The organism is Stenotrophomonas sp. STEN030, assembly GCF_056759995.1.
Window position 1 is genome coordinate 116340 of the sequence record NZ_JBRREB010000002.1, and the last position, 20905, is coordinate 137244.

The following is a 20905-nucleotide window of genomic DNA, read 5'->3' on the forward strand; positions in this document are numbered from 1 at the left end:
AAAAGCTCCCCTCATCCGGCGCTTCGCGCCACCTTCTCCCGCAGGCGGGAGAAGGGACTGCACCGCGACTTGCGGCGCGTTGTACCTGGTCTGGCAGATTGCAGCGCTGCCCGCTGTCGCCTCTCCCGCATGCGGGAGAGGATGCCCGGAGGGCAGGTGAGGGCGCTCTTCGCGGTGAATGCAAAAAGCTCCCCTCATCCGGCGCTTCGCACCACCTTCTCCCGCACGCGGGGGAAGGGATGGCAACACGGCTTTCGGCCAGCTCTGCATACGCTTCGATCAGGCCTTGTCCGTCACATCAACACCCGGCAACTGCACAGCCAGGCCAGCCGTCAACGCACCAGCCCGCACCAACGCAGTCGCGGCAACCATGTCCGGATGGAAGTAGCGATCGTCGACCAGGGTAGGTACCTGCGCACGCAAGGTCGAACGCACCTGCTCCAGCGGCGAACTAGAACGAAGCGGCGCGTGGAAATCACAACCTTGGCCGGCAGCAAGCAGTTCAATACCGATCACGTTGGCAGCATTCTCAGCCATGGCGATCAAACGACGTGCGCCATGCGCAGCCATCGATACATGGTCTTCCTGGTTGGCCGAGGTTGGGATCGAGTCGACGCTGGCCGGGTAGGCGCGTTGCTTGTTCTCCGACACCAGCGCCGCGGCGGTGACCTGCGGAATCATGAAACCGGAGTTCAAGCCGGGCTTCGGGGTCAGGAAGGCCGGCAGGCCGGACAGCGCCGGGTCCACCAGCATGGCGGTACGGCGCTCGCTGATCGAGCCGATCTCGCAGACCGCCATCGCCAGCATGTCCGCTGCGAATGCCACCGGCTCGGCGTGGAAGTTGCCTCCGCTCAGTGCTTCACCGGTGTCGGTGAACACCAGCGGGTTGTCGGATACGCCATTGGCTTCAATTTCCAGCGTGGTGGCTGCTTGGCGCATCACATCCAGTGCTGCGCCCATTACCTGCGGCTGGCAGCGTAGGCAGTAAGGGTCCTGTACGCGCACATCGTTGTCGCGATGCGATTCGCGAATCGCCGAGCCCTGCATCAATTCGCGCAGTACCGCGGCAGTGGCGATCTGCCCGCGCTGGCCGCGAATGCTGTGGATGCGCGGATCAAACGGCGTATCCGAGCCCTTGGCCGCTTCCACCGACAAGGCGCCGGTGACCAGTGCAGCTTGGAACACCACTTCGATTTCGAACAGACCAGCCAGCGCGTAGGCGGTCGAATACTGGGTGCCGTTGAGCAAGGCCAGGCCTTCCTTCGCGCCCAGCACCAAAGGCTGCAGGTCAGCCTGCTTGAAGGCCGCTTCGGCCGACATGCGCACACCGCCGACAAAGGCTTCTCCAACGCCAATCATCACGCTGGCCAGATGCGACAGCGGTGCGAGGTCGCCGGAGGCGCCAACCGAGCCCTGGCAGGGCACGACCGGAACCACATCTCTCTGCAGCATCGCTTCCAGCAGCGCCAACGTCTGCGGGCGGATGCCCGAGGCGCCTTGGGCCAGGCTGGTCAGCTTCAGCGCCATCATCAGCCGCACCACGTTGGCCGGCATCGGCTCACCTACACCGGCGGCATGCGACAGCACGATATTGCGCTGCAGGGTTTCCAGATCCTCACGTTCGATGCGGACACTGGCAAGCTTGCCGAAGCCGGTATTGATGCCGTAAACCGGCTCGCCCTTGGCGACGATGGCATCCACTACCTGTGCGCTGCGCAGCACTGCGGCTTGCGACGATTCGTCCAGACGCACATTGGCGCCGCGATAGATCTGCCGCCATTGCGCCAACGGTACGTGGCCGGGGAGGAGGGTCAAGGTAGTGCTCATGCGTGCTCCAGCAGTGCGAGGTTCAGAGTGCGAGGTTGAGAGGACAGAAGTTCAAACGGTTTGTCCGCGCCAGACGCGGGCATGCAAGGGGTTGAAACCGATCCGGTAAACCAGGTCGGCGGGAGCCTCGATGTCCCAGATGGCGAGATCGCAATCCATGCCGGCAGCCAGCTTGCCGACACGGTTGGCGCGACCCAGTGCGCGCGCGGCTTCGCGGGTGAAGCCGGCGATGCACTCGGTCACGGTCATGCGGAACAAGGTTGCGCCCATGTTCATCGTCAGCAGCGGGCTGGTCAGCGGCGAGGTGCCAGGGTTGCAGTCGGTGGCCAAGGCCATCGGTACACCTGCTTCGCGCAGGCCCTGGATGGGCGGCAACACGGTCTCGCGGGTGAAGTAGTAAGCGCCGGGCAGCAGCACAGCGACGGTGCCAGCTGCGCGCATCGAAGCAATGCCGGCTTCGTCCAGGTGTTCGATATGGTCGGCGGACAGCGCGCCATTGTGCGCAGCCAATTCCGCACCGTGCTGGTTGGACAGCTGCTCGGCGTGGATCTTGATTGCCAGTCCGTGCTGTTTGGCGGCGTCGAAAACCTGTTGTGCCTGCGCCGGCGAGAACGCGATGTTCTCGCAGAAGATATCGACCGCTTCGGCCAGGCTTTCGGCCGCGATTGCCGGGATCATCACTGCGCAGACTTCGTTGATGTAAGCCTGCGCCTCGTGGCCCGGCGGCACTGCATGCGCACCAAGGAAGGTCGGCACGATCTCCACCTTGCGCAGCACGCCCAACTCGCGTGCAACGCGTAGCTGTTTGCGTTCGTCGGCCAAGGTCAGGCCGTAGCCGGATTTGATCTCGACGGTGGTGATGCCTTCAGCCAGCATCGCATCCAGCCGAGGCAGGCTGGCCTTGATCAGGGCAGCGTCGTCGGCCAGACGGGTCGCGCTGACTGTGGAAACGATGCCGCCACCAGCCTTGGCGATCTGCGCATAGCTCACGCCCTGCAGGCGCTGTTCGAACTCGCCCGCGCGGTTGCCGGCATAGACCAGGTGGGTATGGCAGTCGATCAGGCCGGGGCTGATCCAGCGGCCATTGCAGTCGATACGGGTATCTGCTTCAAATACGGGTGCATCTGCTGCTGGGCCGACATGCAGGATGCGGCCATCGCGGGCGGCGATCACGCCGTCGCGGATGCTGCCCAGTCCGCCCGAGGGGTCGTTCAGGGTCATCAGGTTGGCGTTATGCCATAGCGTGTCGCAGCGCATTGTCCCTCTCCGTGCCTATTTGTATATACAATAACGGCGACCATCGGAGAGTGTCCAGTGACAACGATCAAGCCGGCTCCAACTGTTCGTTTCCATGCTGCCCAGGCCTTGTTGCCGCAGGGCTGGGCGCGCGACGTGCGTATCGACAGCGTCGCCGGTGTGATCACGGCGGTGGTTGCTGGCGAAGCCAGGGACGGCCAGTCGCAGCGTCTGGACGTGGTGGTGCCTGGCTTGGGAAACCTGCACAGCCATGCCTTCCAACGAGCGATGGCCGGGCTGACCGAGGTTGGTGGGCGCTCGGGCGACAGCTTCTGGAGCTGGCGTGAGCTGATGTACCGGTTCCTGGACCGGCTGGATCCGGACATCTTCCAGGCCATTGCCGCGCAGGCGTATATGGAAATGCTGGAGGGCGGTTTCACCCGCGTCGGCGAGTTCCATTATCTGCACCACACCGAGAACGGCAGTCGATACGCCGACCACGCCGAAATGTCGGTGCGGGTCGCGGCGGCGGCGGATGAGACCGGCCTGGGCCTGACCCTGCTGCCGGTGTTTTACGCGCACAGTGATTTTGGCGGAGCCGCGCCGACCCCGGCGCAGCGGCGCTTTCTGCACGATATCGATGGTTTCGCCGAGCTGCTGCAGGGTTGCAAGCGAGCGCTCGCCGATAGCCCTGATGCGGTCCTGGGGCTGGCACCGCATAGCCTGCGCGCGAGCACGCCGGAGGAATTGCAGGCGCTGGTCGCGTTGGCACCGGGCCCAATCCATATCCATATCGCCGAGCAGACCCGCGAAGTGGATGCCTGCCTGGCCTGGAGTGGCCAGCGACCGGTCGAGTGGCTGTACGCCAACGCCGCGGTGGATGCGCGTTGGTGCCTGGTCCACGCCACCCACGTCAACGAAAAGGAAGTGCAGTTGATGGCGGACAGTGGCGCAGTGGTGGGTCTGTGCCCGATCACCGAGGCCAATCTGGGCGACGGCCTGTTCCCGATGCGCGAGTTCGTGCGGGCCGGCGGTCGCTTCGGGGTCGGCTCCGATTCCAATGTATTGATCGATGCGGCCGAGGAACTGCGGCTGCTTGAGTACGGTCAGCGCCTGCAGCTACGCGGCCGCAATGTGCTCTCACCCGGTGACCTGTCCAGCGGCCGCTGGCTCTATCAGCAGGCAGGCGAGGGTGGCGCACAGGCATTGGGCGTGCAGGCCGGCTTGAGTGTTGGCGCTGCCGCTGACCTGCTTGAACTGGATGCCCAGCATCCGGCCATGCTTGACCGCAGCGGCGACGCCTTGCTTGACAGCTGGCTGTTCGCCGCACGTAATGGCGCCCTTCGCAGCGTCTGGCGTAACGGTCGGGCCTTGGTCCGCGATGGTCGCCACGTGAACCGTGATGCGATCAGCGCGCGTTACCGTACCGCGCTTGCGCGGATACTGGGCTAAGGTCGGCTATCGGCCAGACACCGTCTCTTTCAGGAAACCCGAGTGAAGGGCAAGAAAGCTCCCACCCTCAATCACCGCATCCGCAGTGACATCGAAGGCCGCATCCTCAGCGGCGAATGGGAGCCTGGCTTCCGTATCCCGTTTGAACATGAGTTGATGGAGCAGTACGGCTGCTCGCGGATGACGGTGAACAAGGTGCTCACCGCGCTGGCCGAGAGCGGCATGATCGAACGTCGTCGTCGCGCCGGTTCCTTCGTTGCACGGCAGCCTCCGCATCTGGAACAGGTGGCGCTGGAGATCCCCGACATCGAGGTGGCGGTCACTGATCGCGGCCACGAGTACGGCTTCCAGCTGTTGGAGCGCGCACATCGCAAGGCCAGGGAAAACTCCGCCGAAGAGCTGCTGCTGGTAGGCGAGGGCAAGTTGCTGGCGATGCGCTGCCTGCACCTGGCCGACGGCAAGCCGCTGGCGCTGGAGCGCCGCCTGATCAATCCCGAAGCGGTGCCGGAAACCCTGAAAGTGGACTTTTCCATCCACGCGCCGGGCAGTTGGCTGCTGCAGAACGTGTCGTGGACACGCGGCCAGCACCGCATCAGTGCGGTGGCCGCAACCGCCGACGAAGCCGCATTGTTGAAGGTGCCGGTGGGCACGGCCTGCCTGGTCATCGACCGCCAGACCTGGCGCGGCGAGCTGCCCATTACCTGGGTGCGGCAGATGTTCCTCGGCGATGCCTACGACCTGATTGCCCGCTTCGCGCCGGGCGCTCGCTGATTCCAGGCGTCTGATCCAAGGTCCAGCCAAGCCGGTGGCCTGGCTGGACGCTCCTGTCCGTCAGATCGTGCTGCACTGCCGCCAGCGCACTGGCTCATTCACGCCTGGGCGCGGGTTGAGCTGTACCCGGGTGGTGCGCAGTGCGGGGTAGCGCTGCAGCTGCTGGCAGATCAGTGGCCATACCTGGGCATCATCGCCACTGCGTTCGACCGAGAGCGTGGAGCGGGTCAGCCAGATGCCGCTGACCACGCCAGAGGTGCCGGCCAAGGCTTTTGAAACGGATTGCTGGTAGCGCAGCAAGGTAGCAGCGTCTGGATCCTGGACCAGATCGCCCGGGTGAGGTGCGCTCTTGGCTGCAGCGGCGGCTGCAGGTTTGGCCTCGCTCGGTTCAGCGCCAGGCTCGGTAGCAGCAGGAGCTGCCGATTCGGCAGTCGCTGCGGCGACAACGCGCGGTGCTGCGGCGATCGGCGCCGCTGCCGGGGAATCTCCTTGCATGGTCATGTAGCCCATGCCAGCCAGCAGGCCCATGGTGACTGCTGCCAAGCCAGCAATGCCGGTGTGCCGGACGGCTTCGCGGCGGGCGATGCCGGTAACGGTCTCGCGCGTTTCGGCGGGCATATAGGGCTTGAGCAGCTCCCACAACTGGCGTGCATCGATGACTTCGATCGAGTGCTTTTCCGCCTCGGCCAGACCATCGCGTTCAACATGGCCTTCGGTGATCAGCAGGCCACCGGCGGCGCCGGTAAGGCTGATCGCCGATGCCAGTTCATGGATTGCACCGGCATCGAACCGGTAGGCGCGGCCGTGCTTGCACGACACCAGCCAACGCTGGCCGTCGCGTTGCAGCAGGAAGTCGCTGCTGGTGCCACGGTCGTTGTCTTCGGCATCGGTCAGCGGGTGCAGGTCGCGCTGCTCGGCCATGGTCTGATGCACGATGCGGGAAAACTCGCGCCAGCGCATGCCAGCCAGTGCGGCCAAACCATGCTGGCGCTCGGTTTGACGGCGGGCGACCAACCACAGGTATGCAGAAGCCAGGCCCCACAAGAGCAACGCAAGCAACAGGGCCAGAATCCACGAAAACATCGACATACCTGAAAGCCTAGAGATGGGGCCCAGTCTATCTTTCCTGACGACCGTAAGAGCAGGCTGACTTCGCCTTTTTGAGCTGCGCCTGCGAATTATTCCGCAGGCGTGGTGATCGGCCAGTAATGGCTGTCTGGTAGCGCCCGCGCGCCGAAGATGGCTTGGCCGACCCGGACCACGCTGGCGCCTTCCTCGATGGCGATCTCGAAGTCGCCCGACATGCCCATCGACAGCTCATCCAGCCCGATGTTGGCTGGCGCGTGCTGGCGCAACTGATCGCGCAACTCACGCATGCGCACGAAGCAGGTCCGGACCTGCTCGGGCTGGGCGGAGAACAGGGCCAGGGTCATCAGGCCGCGGACCCGCAACGCGCCCGAGCGCGGCAAGGCCTGCAGGAAATCGGCAACCGCTTCGGGAGCCAACCCGTACTTGCTGGCCTCGTTGGAGCTGTTTACCTGCACGAACACGTCCAGCGAGCGGCCTTCGGCCTGCAGGCGGCGCTCCAGAGTTTCCGCCAGGCGCAGGCTGTCCAAGGCCTGGAATTCGTCGGCGAAGCGCGCCACCAGCTTGGCTTTGTTGGTCTGCAGGTGGCCGATGACCGACCAACGCAGGTCGCCCAGGTCCTGCATGGCCTCCCATTTGTGGTGCGCTTCCTGCACCTTGTTCTCGCCGAGCAGGCGGCAGCCGGCCTGATAGGCCAGACGGATACGGGCTTCGTCGATGGTCTTGCTGACCGGCAGCAGGCGCACGCCGGCCGGGTCGCGGCCGACGCGCTGGCAAGCTGCAGCGATGCGTTCCTGGACCAGCGCCAGATTGTGGCGGAAGTCATCCGCGGTCTCAGCGCGCGGGTACTGGCCGTGCAGGGCGTGACGGGTCTGGGTGCCGGAATCAGCGTCCGGGTGCGGGGTTTGCATGCGTGCCTCCAGCGATTGCTTCCGCCGCCTGATGCTGCCGAAGCGGTGCGGTGAACAGCGGATTATCGCTCGCTGGCAGGCTCGAGACCCGGAATCCGGCGGCCTGGACAAATCGCAGGCATGAAAAACCCGCCATCCGATGCCGTGAGGGGAGGGAGACTTACGGCGCGGTACTGCTGGCGGGTAGGTTGATTCTTACGCAAGCATTGCTGCTTTGCAACATTACTGGTCTTCAGCTTGCTGCCCGTCGTGCGCGGCGCGGCTCTCGGCCCGGGTAAGGCGGCGGTTGAGGGCGTCCAGGCGATCGTTCAGCGCCTCGATATCCGAGCGCGAGGGGATGTCCATGCGTCGCAGCACACTGTGGATCTGGTCTTCAAACGATTTTTCGACCTTGTCCCAGGTACCGGCTGCGCGCTCGCGGGCCTGGCCCAGGGTGTTCTCCACGGTATCGCGCAGGCTTTCACCTTTGCGCGACTGCTCGCGGGAACGGGCTTCGCTGTCCTGGCCTTCCTTGACCAGGGTGTCGAATAGTTTGCTGCCCTCGGCCTGCGCACGCGACAGCGCGCCCAAGCCAGCCAGCCACACCTGCTGCGCCGACTCGGTAACCTTCCTGGTCAAGCGCTCGGCTTGGCCTTGTGCGCCAGCGCCGTCGTCCTCGTCTTCCGGACGTTGCTCGTACGTGGTCATGACGATGCTCCTATGCGGGGTTGAAGAGTCCAGCTACACCGTAACGGCTTAGCGGCTTGAGTGGTGTGACGGGGCCAGCTCAGCCGAGCTTGTCAGTCAGCACGCGTTGAATTTCAGATTCCACCATGCCCTTCATTGCCGACAGCAGGAAACCCAGCTCGGCCTTCACCCGCACAGCGCCCGGCAACAGCTCGATGGCACCATCCACGCCCGAGCGGTTGAAGTGCAGGACCGGGCCGTCCCAGCGGGTGACCACGTCGAAGCGTTCCTGCAGTTTCTCAGCGACTTCGGCAATGGCGGTGCGCGCCTTGTCATCGGACAGGGAATGGGGGTGCTGGATATCAATATTGGACATGGCGTGTGGCCTGAACTGCGGCTTGTAAGAAAGATGCGCCATTGTGCGGACCTACGCGGCGTAGTCCAAGTCTCGCGTACATCTTCTGCATGACCGGATGACCTGCTAGTCTGCTGCCGGTGCGCACTCTGCAAGTTCATTTCAGTAATCGTCAGCAGCCGGATCAGTCACTGATGCCGGGTGTCCAGCGCATTGTGCGCCATGCCTCGGGGCAAGTTCGCTTGGGCGACGGCAGCGTCGGCCCGTTGCTGTTGGCGCAGTTCTGTACCGATCAGCGCGGGGTCTGGCTGCAGGTTGCCAATGGTGGCCGCGGCATCCACGTCAATGGCCGCCCGGTGCGGCGCATGGCGCTGCTGCGGGCAGGTGATTCGGTCTATGCAGACGGTGCGGAAATGCTGCTGCGTGGTGACTGCGAGCAGGTGCCGCATCCCCCCGAAGCACCGAGTGATGGCAGTGAAGATCTGCGGGTGCTGCTGCGCGGAGTAGGTGGGCGCCATCACGGGCGCAGCTTTACCTTGGACAAGCCGCGCGTCATCGGCAGTGATCCGGCCAGCGACATTCTTATCGACGATCCGGCCTTCGCCGAGCGTCATGCCCGGTTCGAGCGGCACGGCGACAAAGTGCTGCTGCGCGACCTGGGCTCGGCCGACGGCAGCCAGGTCAACGGTGTAAGCGCCCGCCATTGCTGGCTGCAGGCCGGCGACCAGGTGGTGTTCGAAGGCAACCACCGCTTTGTGCTGGAAATTCCGCTGGGCCCGGCCTCCGCGGGCGTGGCATTCCCGGTCGAGGAAGATGACGAGCCGATCACGCTCAAGCCATCGACGCTGGCGCCAGCAAAGCCCAAGCTGCCGCGGCGCTGGCCCTGGCTGCTGCTCAGCGCCTTGCTGCTGGGCTCGGCGATCAGCGCCTTGCTGCTGTTCGGCGCACGCTGAGCAACTGCTTCTGCAGCAGTGGGCCTGCTGCACGCGCAGGGCTGAAGCGGCAGGCCGGAATGGGTGCAGATGCAACCTTTTCCGGATGGCCCAAGGCTGTTGCGCTGCGGCATACTAGGGGTTCTGCTCAACAGGTGTGACATGACGCGCGCATTCAATTTCAGTGCCGGCCCTGCGACATTGCCGGAATCGGTCCTGCGTCAGGCGCAGGCGGAGATGTTGGAATGGAATGGCGTAGGCGCGTCCATTGTCGAGATCAGTCATCGCAGTGCCGACTTCATGGCCGTGGCCGCCGAGGCCGAGGCCGATCTGCGTCGCCTGATCGGCATTCCCGACGACTACGCGGTGCTGTTCCTTGGTGGTGGTGCCACCACCCAGCAGGCACTGCTGCCGCTGAACTTCGCCAGCCCCGGCCAGCGCGTGGACTATGTGGTCAGTGGCCACTGGGGCAACACCGCGGTCAAGCAGGCCCAGCCCTATGTCAACGTGAACATCGCCGCCAGCGGTGAGGCCAGTGGCTACCGGGATATCCCGGCGCGCTCGCAATGGCAGCTGTCGGACGACGCGGCGTACGTGCATATCACCGCCAACGAAACCATCCACGGCATCGAGTTCCGCGATGTCCCGGATGTGGGCGAAGTGCCGTTGATCGCCGATTTCAGCTCGTCGATTGCCTCTGAGCCGATTGATGTGTCGCGCTATGGCGTGATCTATGCCGGCGCACAGAAGAACCTGGGCCCGGTAGGCATTGCCGTGGTCATCATCCGTCGCGATCTGCTGGAGCGTACCGGCCAGCCGCGTGCCGATATCTTCGACTACCGCTCGCATGTCGCGCGCGATTCGATGTTGAACACGCCGCCGACCTGGAACTGGTATCTCGCCGGGCTGATGTTCAAGTGGATGCTGGCCCAAGGCGGCGTGGAAGCCTTTGCCAAGCTCAGCCTTGCCAAGTCGTCGGCGGTCTATGACGCCATCGATGGTTCCGGTGGCTTCTATCGAAACGAAGTGGCTGCCGCCGTGCGTTCGCGTATGAACATTCCGTTCTTCCTGCCCAGTGAGGAGCTCAATGCCCGCTTTGTCAGCGAGTCCAAGGCTGCCGGCCTGCTGGCGCTGAAGGGCCACAAGGCTGTCGGTGGCATTCGTGCCTCGCTGTACAACGCCATGCCGCTGGAAGGCGCGCAGGCGCTGGCGGCATTCATGCGTGATTTCCAGCAGCGTAACGGTTGAACCACTCCCGCCGTGCGCAGTGCGCCGGCCTGTAACAGGTAGACGATTCCATGGCGACCAAGCCAAGCAAGACCGCCAGCAAGACCGCCAGCAAGACCAAGCCGGCCACTGCAGCCAAGCCTGCCGCCAACAAGGCGCCGGTCAAGAAGGTTGCAGTCAAGAAAGCCGCCGTCAGCAAGAAGGCCGCTGCCGAAACGTTGACTGTCGCCAAACCGGTGCTCTCGGATGTGCGTGCCAAGATCGACCAGATCGACCGCAGCATCCAGGCCTTGATCGCCGAACGGGCCAACTTCGCCCATCAGGTCGGCAAGGCCAAGGGCAAGCTCGCGGCAGCCGTTGACTACTACCGCCCGGAGCGTGAAGCGCAGGTACTGCGCATGGTGGTGGACCGTAACGAAGGCCCGCTCAGTGACGAAGTGCTGGTGCATGTGTACCGCGAAATCATGTCGGCCTGTCTGGCCCAGCAGGAGCCGTTGAAGATCGGTTACCTCGGCCCGGAGGGCACCTTCAGCCAGCAGGCCGTGCTCAAACACTTTGGCCGCTCGGCGATGGGTCTGCCGATGGCGAGCATCGAAGAAGTGTTCCAGGAAGTGGAAGCGGGCAACGCCGATTTCGGCGTGGTACCGGTTGAGAATTCCGGGCAGGGCACGATCCAGATCACCCTGGACATGTTCCTGACCTCCAACCTCAAGATCTGTGGCGAAGTGGAGCTGCGGGTACAGCAGTTCCTGATGTCGCGTAGTGGCCGCATCGAGGACATCGAGCGCATCTATGCGCATCCGCAGTCGTTCATGCAGACCTCGGCCTGGTTGCGCGCAAATCTGCCCAAGGCGGAGAAGATTCCGGTCTCCAGCAACGCCGAAGGCGCCCGCCGTGCACGCAACGCGGAAGATGCAGCGGCCATCGGTGGCGAGAGTGCAGGGCACGTGTATGGCCTGAAGAAGGTGGTGACCAAGCCGATCCAGAACGACGCCGACAACACCACGCGTTTCCTGGTGATCGGTCGCCAGCTGTTCCCGTCGTCGGGCCATGACCGCACCTCGGTGCTGGTCTTCATCCACGACAAGCCGGGCGCGCTGTTTGACGTACTCAGCCCGTTTGCCCGCCACGGCATCAGCATGAACCGGATCGAGTCGCGGCCATCGCATCAGGCTAAGTGGGAATACGGCTTCTTCATCGACCTGGCCGGCCATATCGAAGACGAATCGATGCAGGCCGCGCTCGCCGAACTGAAGGCGCACTCGGCGCAGATCAAGGTACTCGGCTCCTACCCGGTCGCCGTGCCCTGAGTTCCAAAGCCCCTCTCCCTGCAGGAGAGGGGTTGGGGTGAGGGCCGGGTTGCCGACATTCTTCAATTCGCTGCAGCCCTGTGCTCCCGCACCCTCATCCGCCCTTCGGGCACCTTCTCCCGGAGGGAGAAGGGTTTGCTGACGCGCCGCTGGCGCACTGAATACTAGAGAGACCGCATGAGTTCCCAGCCCTACTGGATTGCACGCAAAGGTTCCGCCCTGCAGGGCACGCTCGCCATTCCCGGTGACAAGTCGGTATCGCACCGTTCGGTGATGTTCGCCGCGCTGGCCGATGGCGTATCGCATATCGCTGGGTTTCTTGAAGGTGAGGACACCCGCGCCACCGCCCACATCTTCGAACAGATGGGCGTTCGCTTTGAGACCCCTTCTGCGTCGCAACGGATCGTCCATGGCGTAGGCGTGGATGGCTTGAAGGCACCGCAAGGCGAGCTGGACTGCGGCAACGCCGGTACCGGCATGCGCCTGCTGGCCGGCCTGTTGGCTGCACAGCCGTTCGACACCACGCTGATTGGTGATGCGTCGCTGTCCAAGCGGCCGATGCGCCGCGTGACCGGGCCGCTGGCGCAGATGGGCGCGCGCATCGACACCCAGGACGATGGCACCCCCCCGCTGCACATCCATGGCGGGCAGTCGCTGCAGGGCATCGATTACGAATTGCCGGTGGCCAGTGCGCAGGTGAAGTCGGCGGTGCTGCTGGCTGGCCTCTATGCGCAGGGCGAAACCTCGGTCGTCGAGCCGCATCCGACCCGCGATTACACCGAGCGCATGCTGCGCGCATTTGGCGTGGAGATTGATTTCGAGCCGGGCAAGGCGCGTCTGCGTGGCGGTCAGCGCCTGCGTGCGACCGATATTTCGGTACCGGCGGATTTCTCGTCTTCGGCCTTCTTCATCGTTGCCGCCAGCATCATTCCGGGCTCGGAAGTGCGTTTGCGCTCAGTGGGTTTGAATCCGCGACGCACCGGCCTGCTGGCGGCGCTGCGTTTGATGGGCGCGGACATCATTGAAGAGAACCACGCCGAGCACGGCGGCGAGCAGGTCGCTGACCTGGTTGTGCGCTATGCGCAGCTCAAGGGTGTAGAGATTCCGGAAGCGCTGGTGCCGGACATGATCGATGAGTTCCCGGCCTTGTTCGTGGCTGCTGCCGCTGCTGAAGGGCAGACCGTCGTACGCGGCGCGGCCGAGCTGCGGGTGAAGGAGTCTGATCGTCTTGCGGCAATGGCGACCGGCCTGCGTGATCTGGGCCTGCGCGTTGACGAAACCGACGATGGTGCGACCATTTTCGGCGGCCCGCTGGGCAGCGGCACGATTGAAAGCCATGGCGATCACCGCATCTCGATGGCTTTCGCCATTGCCGGCCAGCTCAGCACCGGTGAAGTGCGTATCAATGATGTCGCCAACGTGGCGACCTCGTTCCCGGGCTTCGACAGCCTGGCCAGTGGTGCCGGCTTCGGACTCAGCGTCCGGTCCTGAATTCCACTGGCACCTGTACGACGCTGTTGATTGCGCGTCCATCCCGCATCGCGGGCTGGAAGCGCCATTGCTGTAGCGCTGCGATGGCGGCCTGATCCAGAGCTGGATCAGTGCCGCCTTCGTGCCCGATCACCGCGGCTTGGCTGACCCGGCCGTTGGCATCTACCTGCAGGCGCACGATCACATCGCCTTCGACACCGGCATTCAGCGCGGCGGCGGGGTAGTCGGGCGTCGGATTGCTGGCCAGCGGCTCAGCGTCACGATTGCCGGCAACGCTGACCACCGAGGTGGTATCGGCCGTGGTGATGGACACCGGGCCAGTGGCCACAGGTGTCTGCAGGGTGTGGTAGCCCAACAGGCTGAAAATGCTCACAACCGCCAGCGCCAACAGGCCCCACAGCCAAGCCGCAGCAACGCCATGCGGGCGGGCCGAAACTGGATGGTGGCTTGTGTTGTGCTGCGGGATGCTGGACATCGACATGTTGGCTCTACGTAACCTCTACGCAGCAAGTCTGGTCCTGCACTCCCAAACGGCGAATGACTTTTGGCATGAACCGGCCCCCTTGGGGAGCCGGGGTTCAGCTTAAGGGCTCGGTTTGAAGTCGAAAGGGATTTCCAGGCTGCCCTGCATCGGCTGGCCGTTGCTTTGCGCTGGCTGGAAATGCCAGTTGCGCACCGCCTCCTGGGCGGCACGATCCAGATCACGGGAGCCGCTGCGTTGAACCAGGCGCACGTCCAGCGGCGCGCCACTGGCGTCGACATCCACGTGCACGATCACCGTGCCGCTTTCGCCACGGCGTAGCGCCGCAGCAGGGTATTCCGGGGCAGGGCTCTGGCCTGGCAGAGGTACTGGCTGGTCGCTGGGGGCCGCGGCGGGGGCGGGTGCTGCGGGCGCGGTATCGACCGGTGCAGCCTCGGCGATGGGTTGCGGTGGCGGGGCGGGCGCGGTTTCCACCAGTTCCGGGGTCTCTTCCACGGCTTCCGGGCGCGCATCGGGCATGTCGCTGGCCCCGGCACCGGCGGGCAGTGGCGCTGGCAAGGGCGCCAGTACGGCGCTGTTGGCTTGCGGCTGTGCCGGATCGGCACGGTAGAACTCATTGTGGCGGCGGGCATTGAGCCAGACCACCAGGAACAGCAGTACGCCGACGCCAAAAGCGATACCGGCAATCTTCAAGCTGCTGCGGGGCAGGTGAAAAGTGAAATTCTGGTCGGAGCGGGAGCTTGGGGCAGACATGGTCTTGACCGTGTGGATCAGGCCGATTCTTGCACAGGAAAGGTGAATCACGCGGCAGACAGGCGCAGTTCGCGCGATAATCTATAGCTCACACCCGTACACAGTGCCCAGCCATGCTTGATCCAGCCCTTCTTCGCCAGCAGCCCGCCGAACTTGCCGAACGCCTGCGCAGTACGCGCGGCTACGTGCTGGATGTGGCCGCCTTCGAATCGCTGGAGGCTGATCGCAAGCGCATCCAGGTGCGCACCCAGGAGCTGCAGAGCCTGCGCAACAGCCGTTCCAAGTCGATTGGCCATGCCAAGGCCAAGGGCGAGGATGTTTCGGCGATCATGGCCGAAGTGGCCGCGTTCGCCGATGAGCTGAAGAGCTCGGAAGCCCAACTGGACGTGCTGCGCGAGCAGATCGAAGCCTTGTCGATGGGTATCCCGAACCTGCCTGCCGCTGATGTGCCGGCTGGCAAGGACGAGAGCGAGAATGTCGAGCAGCTGCGCTGGGGCACCCCGCGCGAATTCGACTTCCCGGTGCTCGACCACGTCGAACTGGGCGCACGCAACAACGGCCTGGACGCGGAAACCGCAGCCAAGCTGTCCGGCGCGCGCTTCACCGTGCTGCGCGGCTCGATCGCGCGCCTGCACCGTGCGCTGGGCCAGTTCATGCTCAACCTGCACAGCAACGAGCATGGCTACGAAGAAACCAATGTGCCGGTGCTGGTCAATGCCGATTCGCTGCGCGGCACCGGCCAGCTGCCCAAGTTCGAGGAAGACCTGTTCAAGACCGCGTTGGGTGAATCCACGCGCTACCTGATCCCGACCTCGGAAGTGCCGCTGACCAATATCGTCCGCGACGAGATCATCGACGCCGAGCGTCTTCCGGTGCGCATGACCGCGCATTCGATGTGCTTCCGTTCCGAAGCCGGCAGTGGCGGCCGCGATGTGCGCGGCATGATCCGCCAGCATCAGTTCGAGAAGGTGGAGCTGGTCAGCATCTGCGCCGCCGAAGACAGCGAAGCCGAGCACCAGCGCATGACCGGTTGCGCTGAAGCCGTGTTGCAGAAGCTGGGCCTGCCGTACCGCAAGGTGCTGCTGTGCACCGGCGACATGGGCTTCTCGGCGATCAAGACCTACGATCTGGAAGTGTGGTTGCCGTCGCAGCAGACCTATCGCGAGATCTCCTCGTGCTCGAACTGTGGTGATTTCCAGGCGCGCCGCATGCAGGCCCGCTGGCGCAACCCCAACGGCAAGCCGGAGCTGGTGCACACCCTCAACGGCTCGGGCGTGGCGGTAGGCCGGGCGATGATCGCGGTGATGGAGAACTACCAGAACGCCGACGGCTCGATCACCATTCCGGAAGCACTGCGCCCGTACATGGGCGGCGCCGAAAGCATCGCCTGACCGCAGGCTGTAGTGCCGAGCCATGCTCGGCAGAGGCCTGCCCGATAACGCTTCGACGCCTGTGCCCACAGGGTCTTTGACCCTTGTGGGAGCGGTGTAAACCGCGAAGCCGGGTTCGCTGGATTTGCACTACGGCCCGCAATCGCAACGATTGTGAGCTTCGCGGCTGACGCCGCTCCCACAAACGCAAGCGGCCCCGGATTTGCAAGCGGCCCCGGATTTGGTAGTGCCGAGCCATGCTCGGCAGAGGTCCGCCCGATAGCGCTTCAAGTGCCCACGCGCCAATGCCGCAAAGCTGCGCCGCCTTGTGGGAGCGGTGTAAACCGCGAAGCCGGGAACACTGAAATTGCGAGGAAATCCTTGGCTGCAGGGCTTGCCAGCTTCGCGGCTTGCGCCGCTCCTACAAAAGCACGCCGTGCCTCGACGCTGCAGCCATAAAAAATGAATAGTCGTCGGCAGTGCTTGGCAATAGGAACGCTGAACCTTCAATCAGGACTGTTTGAGGTCTGATTTGTAAATACAGGACAAAGGTGATTAAATTTACCGGTTCGTTCCAATGATGGGCTCAATCCATGCAGGACCTCAACGACCTCTATTACTTCGCCATGGTGGTCGACCATGGCGGCTTTGCTGCCGCCGAGCGGGCGCTGGGTATCCCGAAATCACGTCTAAGCCGACGCATCAGCCAGCTTGAGACCGATCTCGGCGTACGCCTGCTGCAACGCTCTACGCGCCGCTTTGCGGTCACCGACGTTGGCACCAGCGTGCATCGGCATGCGCAGACCATGCTGGCCGAAGCACAGGCTGCGCGCGAAGTGGTGGATCGGCTAAGCGCCGAACCACGGGGGCTGGTGCGTGCCAGCGTGCCGGTGTCGCTGGCGCAGATGCAGCTGCCCAAGCTGCTGCCCAAGTTTCTCGAGCAGTACCCGAAAGTTCGGCTGCAGCTGAACATCAGCAACCGCCGCGTCGACATCATCAATGAAGGTTATGACGTGGCCCTGCGGGTGCGCTCGCGCCTGGATGACGACGGCAGCTTGGTGATGCGCAGTTTCGGCCAGGTGCAGGAGTTGCTGGTTGCCAGTCCGGCGTATCTGGATCGGGCCGGTCGGCCGGCCTCGCCGGAAGACCTAGGCAATCACGTCACCTTGAGCATCAGCGAAGACGAGGCGCGTCAGCGCTGGGAACTTCACGGTCCAGGCGGTGAAGTGCGTCGGGTTGAGCTGCAGCCGCGCGTCGCCGGTTTCGATTTCCCGTTGCTGCAGGCCATGGTCAAGGATGGCTTCGGCATCACCATGCTGCCGGAAACCGTCTGCGCCGAAGCCGTGCGCAACGGCGAGCTGGAAGTGGTGTTGCCGGACTGGTCACTGCCGCAGGGCATCTGCCACGCGGTGTTTGCCTCGCGTCGCGGGCTGTTGCCGGCGGTGCGGGTGTTCATCGACTTCCTGGCCGAGCACCTGCCGACCGAGCTGGAGGCCTCGCGCCTGCACTGTGGCGGCGCTTGCGAGCGGGCCAAGGAGAAGATCCGCGCATCGATGGCCGGTTCGCTGGCAATCGAAGCTGGTTGAACAAAAAGGCCCGCAGGCATGCGAGAATGCGCGCCCCGGAGCGTAATCCGGGGTAGCAGTACGTTACGGGCAGATGGCCGAGCGGTTTAAGGCACCGGTCTTGAAAACCGGCGAAGGGTTAAACCTTCCGTGGGTTCGAATCCCACTTTGCCCGCCAGATATTCAGAAAAGCCGCTGGCACCAGCGGCTTTTTTGTGCGCGAAGGCAAGATGTCCGAGTAGTTGATCGCAGCGGAATGACACCGGTATCGGTCAATCAGGACAGTTACGCTGGTAAACTGAATGCAGCTTGGGGGAGCTGCGCGCCCGGGCATGCATGGGTTCGTCGCGGCAACACCTTCAAGCGTCCGCGTTGGGATCCATGGATTTACGAAAACTTATTTTGGTGCTCACGTTGATCGGAGCACTGGTGCCGTTTGCCAATACGTTCTATGCGGGCTACACCGTGCAGCGTCAGCAGCTGGTGGATACCACGCTGGACGGCAACTACGCCTACGCCAACAAGCTGGCCAAGAGCACCGAGGACTTCCTGCAGGCGTCCCAGCTGCAGCTTGCCTACACCGCGCAGCTGCTCGCCATGAAAATGGACGACGTCTCCCAGTTGGGGGAGGAAGCTGCGCGCCTGCGCATGATGAGCAAGAGCTTCAACTCCATCACCATCTTCGACGCCAGCGGCAAGGTGCTGGCGACCTCGCCCGAGACCATGGGTCTGCAGGGGCGGGTGCTCAACAGCGAGGCGGTGAAGACCGCATTGCGCGAGAAGCAGCCGTTGATCAGTGCGCCGTATCAGTCGGCGACAGGTAACTTCATCGTCTTCATCAATCATCCGATCGTGTCCGCGTCCGGCAGTTATCTTGGTGCGGTCGGTGGCGCGATCTACCTGCAGAAGGAAAACATTCTCGACCGTCTGCTCGGCCAGCATTTCTATGTGGACGGTTCCTACCTGTTCGTGGTCGACAAGCAGAAGCGCATCATCTATCACCCCAATCCGGACCGGATCGGTGATTTTGTCGAGAAGAACGTCGTGGTCGACCGCGTCGCCTCGGGGCAGGCGGGCAAAGGGCATGCGGTCAATTCGCAAGGCGTGAAAATGCTGGCTGGCTACGCGCCGGTAGCCTCGACCGGCTGGGGCATAGTCGCCCAACGCCCCGAAGAGGTCACGCTCGCACCGTTGACCCAGCTGATGCAGAGCACGCTGTACAGAGCGCTGCCGGCGACGATCCTGACCTTGATCGTGGTTCTGTGGAGCGCGCGGCTGATCTCGCGTCCGCTGCGCTTGTTGGCCGATGGTGCGCGCAATATGGAAGATCCGTCCTCGGCCAAGGACATCCGTTCGGTGAAGTCCTGGTACTTCGAGTCGCGCGAGCTCAAGAAGGCCTTGCTGATTGGTGTTGACGCGATCCACAAGAGCTTCAGCAAGCTGCGCGAGGACACCACCACCGATCCGCTGACCAAGCTGGGCAACCGCCGCCGCTTGGATGAGGCACTGGCGAACTTCGAGAGTCAGGGCAATACGTTCTCGGTCATCTCGATCGATATCGATCACTTCAAGAGGATCAACGACAGCTACGGCCACGCTGTCGGCGACGTGGTCCTGCAGCAGCTTTCCCAGCGCATGCGTGAGGCCTGCCGCGCCTATGACGTGCCGTTGCGCGTCGGTGGCGAGGAGTTCCTGATTCTGCTGCCTTCCACTACCTCGGCGACGGCGACGCAGGTAGCCGAGCGTCTGCGCGTGGCGGTGGAGGAAATGAAGATTGCCAAGGTTGGCGCGATCACGATTTCGCTGGGTGTGGCCAATTGGCCGCAGAGCAGTTTCGAGATCGAGGCCGTGCTGAAAGCGGCGGATGAAATGCTGTATGCGTCCAAGCGCGGCGGCAGGAACCGGGTTTCGGTGCAGCAGCGTGAGAGCGCTGCGATCCCTTAGAGCCAGGTTGCCTGTTCAGACGACGCGGCGAGGCGGTGCGTTGGCCGTAATGTGGTTCTTTCATGCATTTGTGGTGCGTGGAATCTGATGCTGGGCTGCGGGCATTCGATTTTTGTGGGAGCGGTGTAAACCGCGAAGCAAGCGGGTCATGAGATTTCATCAGCGGCAAGGGTCGAGCGAGGTCAGCTTCGCGGCTTACGCCGCTCCCACAGATAGAAGCCTTGCCCGCGCGCCACCTTTTCGGCTGTTGTAAAAAGCATCACGGCTTCAGCTGGCTTGGGGGCGGACCAGCAGGCGGCAGCCGGTAGCCATCTGCGTTACCCTTGCGCCGCTTCCATCCCTGTATTCCCAGCATGTCCCAGATTGATCCAGCGGTAGCCGACGAACATTGGATGCGCCAAGCGCTGGCGCTGGCCGACCGCGCGCAGCGCGAGTTCGATGAGATTCCGGTGGGCGCGGTTCTGGTCGGTGCTGATGGCACGCTGCTGGGCGAGGGCTGGAACCTCAATATCGCCAATCATGATCCAAGTGCGCATGCCGAGATCGTGGCGATGCGCCAGGCTGGCAAGGCGCTGGGTAATCATCGGCTGGTCGGCAGCACCTTGTACGTGACGCTGGAGCCCTGCGCGATGTGTGCGATGGCACTGGTGCATGCGCGCATCGCGAGGGTGGTGTTTGCCGCCACCGATCCCAAGACCGGTGCCTGCGGCAGTGTGTTCGATCTGCTCACCGATCCGCGCCATAACCACCGTGTGCAGGTGCAGGGCGGGGTGCTGGCACAAGAAGCCAGCCTGCGCCTGACCAATTACTTCAGGGCCAAGCGTGGCCGCCCGTTGTTGACCCCCGACGACCTTTGACGCGGCCCCTACCTTGGGCGGGGGTATCATGTGCACTTCGATATTCCGGCTGTGCGGTGTGTCATCGCCAGCCCCAAGCACGAGGTAGCACATGGCGGACAACAGCGCGGGCAATGATCGGCTGATCTGGATTGACCTGGAAATGACCGGTCTTGATACGGACAACGATTCCATCATCGAGATCGCAACCGTCGTTACCGACGGCCAACTCAATGTATTGGCCGAGGGTCCTGAGTTCGCCATCAATCACTCGCTGGCCACGCTGGAAGCAATGGACGAGTGGAACCGCAACCAGCACCAGCGTTCGGGCTTGTGGCAGCGGGTGCTGGACAGCACGACCACCGCGGGCCAGGCCGAAGCCAAAACCATCGCCTTCCTGCAGGACTGGATCAAGGCTGGTGCCTCACCGATGTGTGGCAACTCGATCTGCCAGGATCGGCGCTTCCTGCACCGGCAGATGCCACGGCTGGAGAAGTACTTCCATTACCGCAACCTCGATGTATCGACGATCAAGGAATTGTCCAAGCGCTGGTCGCCTGCGGTTGCCGCCGGGGTTACCAAGACGTCCAGCCACACCGCACTGAGTGACGTGCACGATTCCATTGCCGAGCTGCGCCACTACCGGCAGTTCATGGGTGTGCTGGCGGGTTTGCCGGAAGCCGGCTGAACAG

The 20905-nt window shown here is 63.7% G+C and carries 19 protein-coding genes and 1 tRNA gene; 12 read left to right on the forward strand and 8 right to left on the reverse strand.

Going from position 1 to position 20905, the window contains the following annotated elements:
- Positions 1-279 precede the first annotated feature (279 nt).
- Both hutH and hutI read right to left on the reverse strand, forming a co-directional pair.
- The gene (gene hutH / locus ACVOLR_RS01130) at positions 280-1827 is read right to left on the reverse strand and encodes a histidine ammonia-lyase (RefSeq protein WP_481534811.1); all 1548 of its coding nucleotides are present in this window, start codon (positions 1825-1827) and stop codon (positions 280-282) included.
- Between the two features lie 51 nt (positions 1828-1878).
- Entirely contained in the window at positions 1879-3084 is a 1206-nt protein-coding gene (hutI, locus tag ACVOLR_RS01135; RefSeq protein ID WP_481534812.1) for an imidazolonepropionase, read from the reverse strand.
- A 66-nt stretch (positions 3085-3150) separates the two neighbouring features.
- On the opposite strand from hutI, the gene ACVOLR_RS01140 reads away from it, so the two are divergent.
- Together ACVOLR_RS01140 and hutC are read left to right on the forward strand one after the other, a co-directional pair.
- Positions 3151-4515, forward strand: coding sequence for a formimidoylglutamate deiminase (locus ACVOLR_RS01140; RefSeq protein ID WP_481534843.1), 1365 nt, complete (start codon positions 3151-3153; stop codon positions 4513-4515).
- Positions 4516-4557: 42 nt separating this feature from the next.
- Complete coding sequence (gene hutC, locus ACVOLR_RS01145) at positions 4558-5286, forward strand: histidine utilization repressor (protein WP_481534813.1); 729 nt, start codon at positions 4558-4560, stop codon at positions 5284-5286.
- Between the two features lie 60 nt (positions 5287-5346).
- On the opposite strand, the gene ACVOLR_RS01150 is transcribed toward hutC, so the two are convergent.
- The 4 genes from ACVOLR_RS01150 to ACVOLR_RS01165 form a co-directional block, all read right to left on the reverse strand.
- Complete coding sequence (locus ACVOLR_RS01150; protein WP_481534814.1) at positions 5347-6369, reverse strand: restriction endonuclease; 1023 nt, start codon at positions 6367-6369, stop codon at positions 5347-5349.
- Between the two features lie 95 nt (positions 6370-6464).
- Positions 6465-7283, reverse strand: coding sequence for a YggS family pyridoxal phosphate-dependent enzyme (locus ACVOLR_RS01155; protein ID WP_481534815.1), 819 nt, complete (start codon positions 7281-7283; stop codon positions 6465-6467).
- 222 nt (positions 7284-7505) lie between these two features.
- The gene (locus ACVOLR_RS01160; RefSeq protein WP_481534816.1) at positions 7506-7970 is read right to left on the reverse strand and encodes a phasin family protein; all 465 of its coding nucleotides are present in this window, start codon (positions 7968-7970) and stop codon (positions 7506-7508) included.
- A 79-nt stretch (positions 7971-8049) separates the two neighbouring features.
- Positions 8050-8325, reverse strand: a complete 276-nt coding sequence (locus tag ACVOLR_RS01165) for a polyhydroxyalkanoic acid system family protein (RefSeq protein WP_481511312.1) — start codon at positions 8323-8325, stop codon at positions 8050-8052.
- Positions 8326-8444: 119 nt separating this feature from the next.
- Here ACVOLR_RS01165 and ACVOLR_RS01170 point away from each other — a divergent pair, with 119 nt between their 5' ends.
- From ACVOLR_RS01170 to aroA, 4 genes are all read left to right on the forward strand, one after another.
- Positions 8445-9257: an FHA domain-containing protein gene (locus tag ACVOLR_RS01170; protein ID WP_481534817.1), complete on the forward strand. Its 813-nt coding sequence runs from the start codon at positions 8445-8447 to the stop codon at positions 9255-9257.
- Between the two features lie 141 nt (positions 9258-9398).
- On the forward strand, positions 9399-10484 hold the full coding sequence (gene serC / locus ACVOLR_RS01175; RefSeq protein ID WP_481534818.1) for a 3-phosphoserine/phosphohydroxythreonine transaminase: 1086 nt from the start codon (positions 9399-9401) through the stop codon (positions 10482-10484).
- 50 nt (positions 10485-10534) lie between these two features.
- Positions 10535-11773 (forward strand): prephenate dehydratase, encoded by a 1239-nt coding sequence (pheA, locus tag ACVOLR_RS01180; protein WP_481534819.1) that lies wholly within the window; start codon positions 10535-10537, stop codon positions 11771-11773.
- Positions 11774-11950: 177 nt separating this feature from the next.
- On the forward strand, positions 11951-13264 hold the full coding sequence (gene aroA, locus ACVOLR_RS01185; RefSeq protein WP_481534820.1) for a 3-phosphoshikimate 1-carboxyvinyltransferase: 1314 nt from the start codon (positions 11951-11953) through the stop codon (positions 13262-13264).
- Here aroA and ACVOLR_RS01190 read toward each other — a convergent pair.
- On the reverse strand, positions 13248-13745 hold the full coding sequence (locus ACVOLR_RS01190; RefSeq protein ID WP_481534821.1) for an energy transducer TonB: 498 nt from the start codon (positions 13743-13745) through the stop codon (positions 13248-13250). The genes aroA and ACVOLR_RS01190 overlap by 17 nt on opposite strands.
- Positions 13746-13847: 102 nt before the next feature.
- Positions 13848-14498 carry an energy transducer TonB gene (locus ACVOLR_RS01195; RefSeq protein ID WP_481534822.1) on the reverse strand — a complete coding sequence of 217 codons (651 nt, stop codon included), beginning with the start codon at positions 14496-14498 and terminating at the stop codon, positions 13848-13850.
- Between the two features lie 113 nt (positions 14499-14611).
- Here ACVOLR_RS01195 and serS point away from each other — a divergent pair, with 113 nt between their 5' ends.
- The 6 genes from serS (at position 14612) to orn (ending at position 20901) form a co-directional block, all read left to right on the forward strand.
- A complete protein-coding gene (serS, locus tag ACVOLR_RS01200; protein ID WP_481534823.1) occupies positions 14612-15889 on the forward strand; it encodes a serine--tRNA ligase in 1278 nt (425 codons plus the stop codon).
- A gap of 572 nt (positions 15890-16461) precedes the next feature.
- Positions 16462-17454, forward strand: a complete 993-nt coding sequence (locus ACVOLR_RS01205; protein WP_481514745.1) for a LysR family transcriptional regulator — start codon at positions 16462-16464, stop codon at positions 17452-17454.
- A gap of 67 nt (positions 17455-17521) precedes the next feature.
- A tRNA-Ser gene (locus tag ACVOLR_RS01210) sits at positions 17522-17611 on the forward strand.
- A 227-nt stretch (positions 17612-17838) separates the two neighbouring features.
- A complete protein-coding gene (locus ACVOLR_RS01215) occupies positions 17839-19377 on the forward strand; it encodes a sensor domain-containing diguanylate cyclase (protein WP_481534824.1) in 1539 nt (512 codons plus the stop codon).
- Between the two features lie 353 nt (positions 19378-19730).
- The gene (gene tadA, locus ACVOLR_RS01220; RefSeq protein ID WP_481534825.1) at positions 19731-20234 is read left to right on the forward strand and encodes a tRNA adenosine(34) deaminase TadA; all 504 of its coding nucleotides are present in this window, start codon (positions 19731-19733) and stop codon (positions 20232-20234) included.
- 91 nt (positions 20235-20325) lie between these two features.
- On the forward strand, positions 20326-20901 hold the full coding sequence (orn, locus tag ACVOLR_RS01225; RefSeq protein ID WP_481534826.1) for an oligoribonuclease: 576 nt from the start codon (positions 20326-20328) through the stop codon (positions 20899-20901).
- Positions 20902-20905: the final 4 nt, after the last annotated feature.

Bases quoted from the DNA above. Each gene is read 5' to 3' on its own strand.
- ACVOLR_RS01150 (WP_481534814.1), bottom strand. From the start codon at position 6,369: ATGTTTTCGTGGATTCTGGCCCTGTTGCTTGCGTTGCTCTTGTGGGGC.
- ACVOLR_RS01205 (WP_481514745.1), top strand. From the start codon at position 16,462: ATGCAGGACCTCAACGACCTCTATTACTTCGCCATGGTGGTCGACCAT.
- hutH (WP_481534811.1), bottom strand. From the start codon at position 1,827: ATGAGCACTACCTTGACCCTCCTCCCCGGCCACGTACCGTTGGCGCAA.
- ACVOLR_RS01165 (WP_481511312.1), bottom strand. From the start codon at position 8,325: ATGTCCAATATTGATATCCAGCACCCCCATTCCCTGTCCGATGACAAG.
- ACVOLR_RS01190 (WP_481534821.1), bottom strand. From the start codon at position 13,745: ATGTCGATGTCCAGCATCCCGCAGCACAACACAAGCCACCATCCAGTT.
- orn (WP_481534826.1), top strand. From the start codon at position 20,326: ATGGCGGACAACAGCGCGGGCAATGATCGGCTGATCTGGATTGACCTG.
- hutI (WP_481534812.1), bottom strand. From the start codon at position 3,084: ATGCGCTGCGACACGCTATGGCATAACGCCAACCTGATGACCCTGAAC.
- serS (WP_481534823.1), top strand. From the start codon at position 14,612: ATGCTTGATCCAGCCCTTCTTCGCCAGCAGCCCGCCGAACTTGCCGAA.
- serC (WP_481534818.1), top strand. From the start codon at position 9,399: ATGACGCGCGCATTCAATTTCAGTGCCGGCCCTGCGACATTGCCGGAA.
- ACVOLR_RS01160 (WP_481534816.1), bottom strand. From the start codon at position 7,970: ATGACCACGTACGAGCAACGTCCGGAAGACGAGGACGACGGCGCTGGC.
- pheA (WP_481534819.1), top strand. From the start codon at position 10,535: ATGGCGACCAAGCCAAGCAAGACCGCCAGCAAGACCGCCAGCAAGACC.
- ACVOLR_RS01195 (WP_481534822.1), bottom strand. From the start codon at position 14,498: ATGTCTGCCCCAAGCTCCCGCTCCGACCAGAATTTCACTTTTCACCTG.
- aroA (WP_481534820.1), top strand. From the start codon at position 11,951: ATGAGTTCCCAGCCCTACTGGATTGCACGCAAAGGTTCCGCCCTGCAG.
- tadA (WP_481534825.1), top strand. From the start codon at position 19,731: ATGTCCCAGATTGATCCAGCGGTAGCCGACGAACATTGGATGCGCCAA.
- ACVOLR_RS01155 (WP_481534815.1), bottom strand. From the start codon at position 7,283: ATGCAAACCCCGCACCCGGACGCTGATTCCGGCACCCAGACCCGTCAC.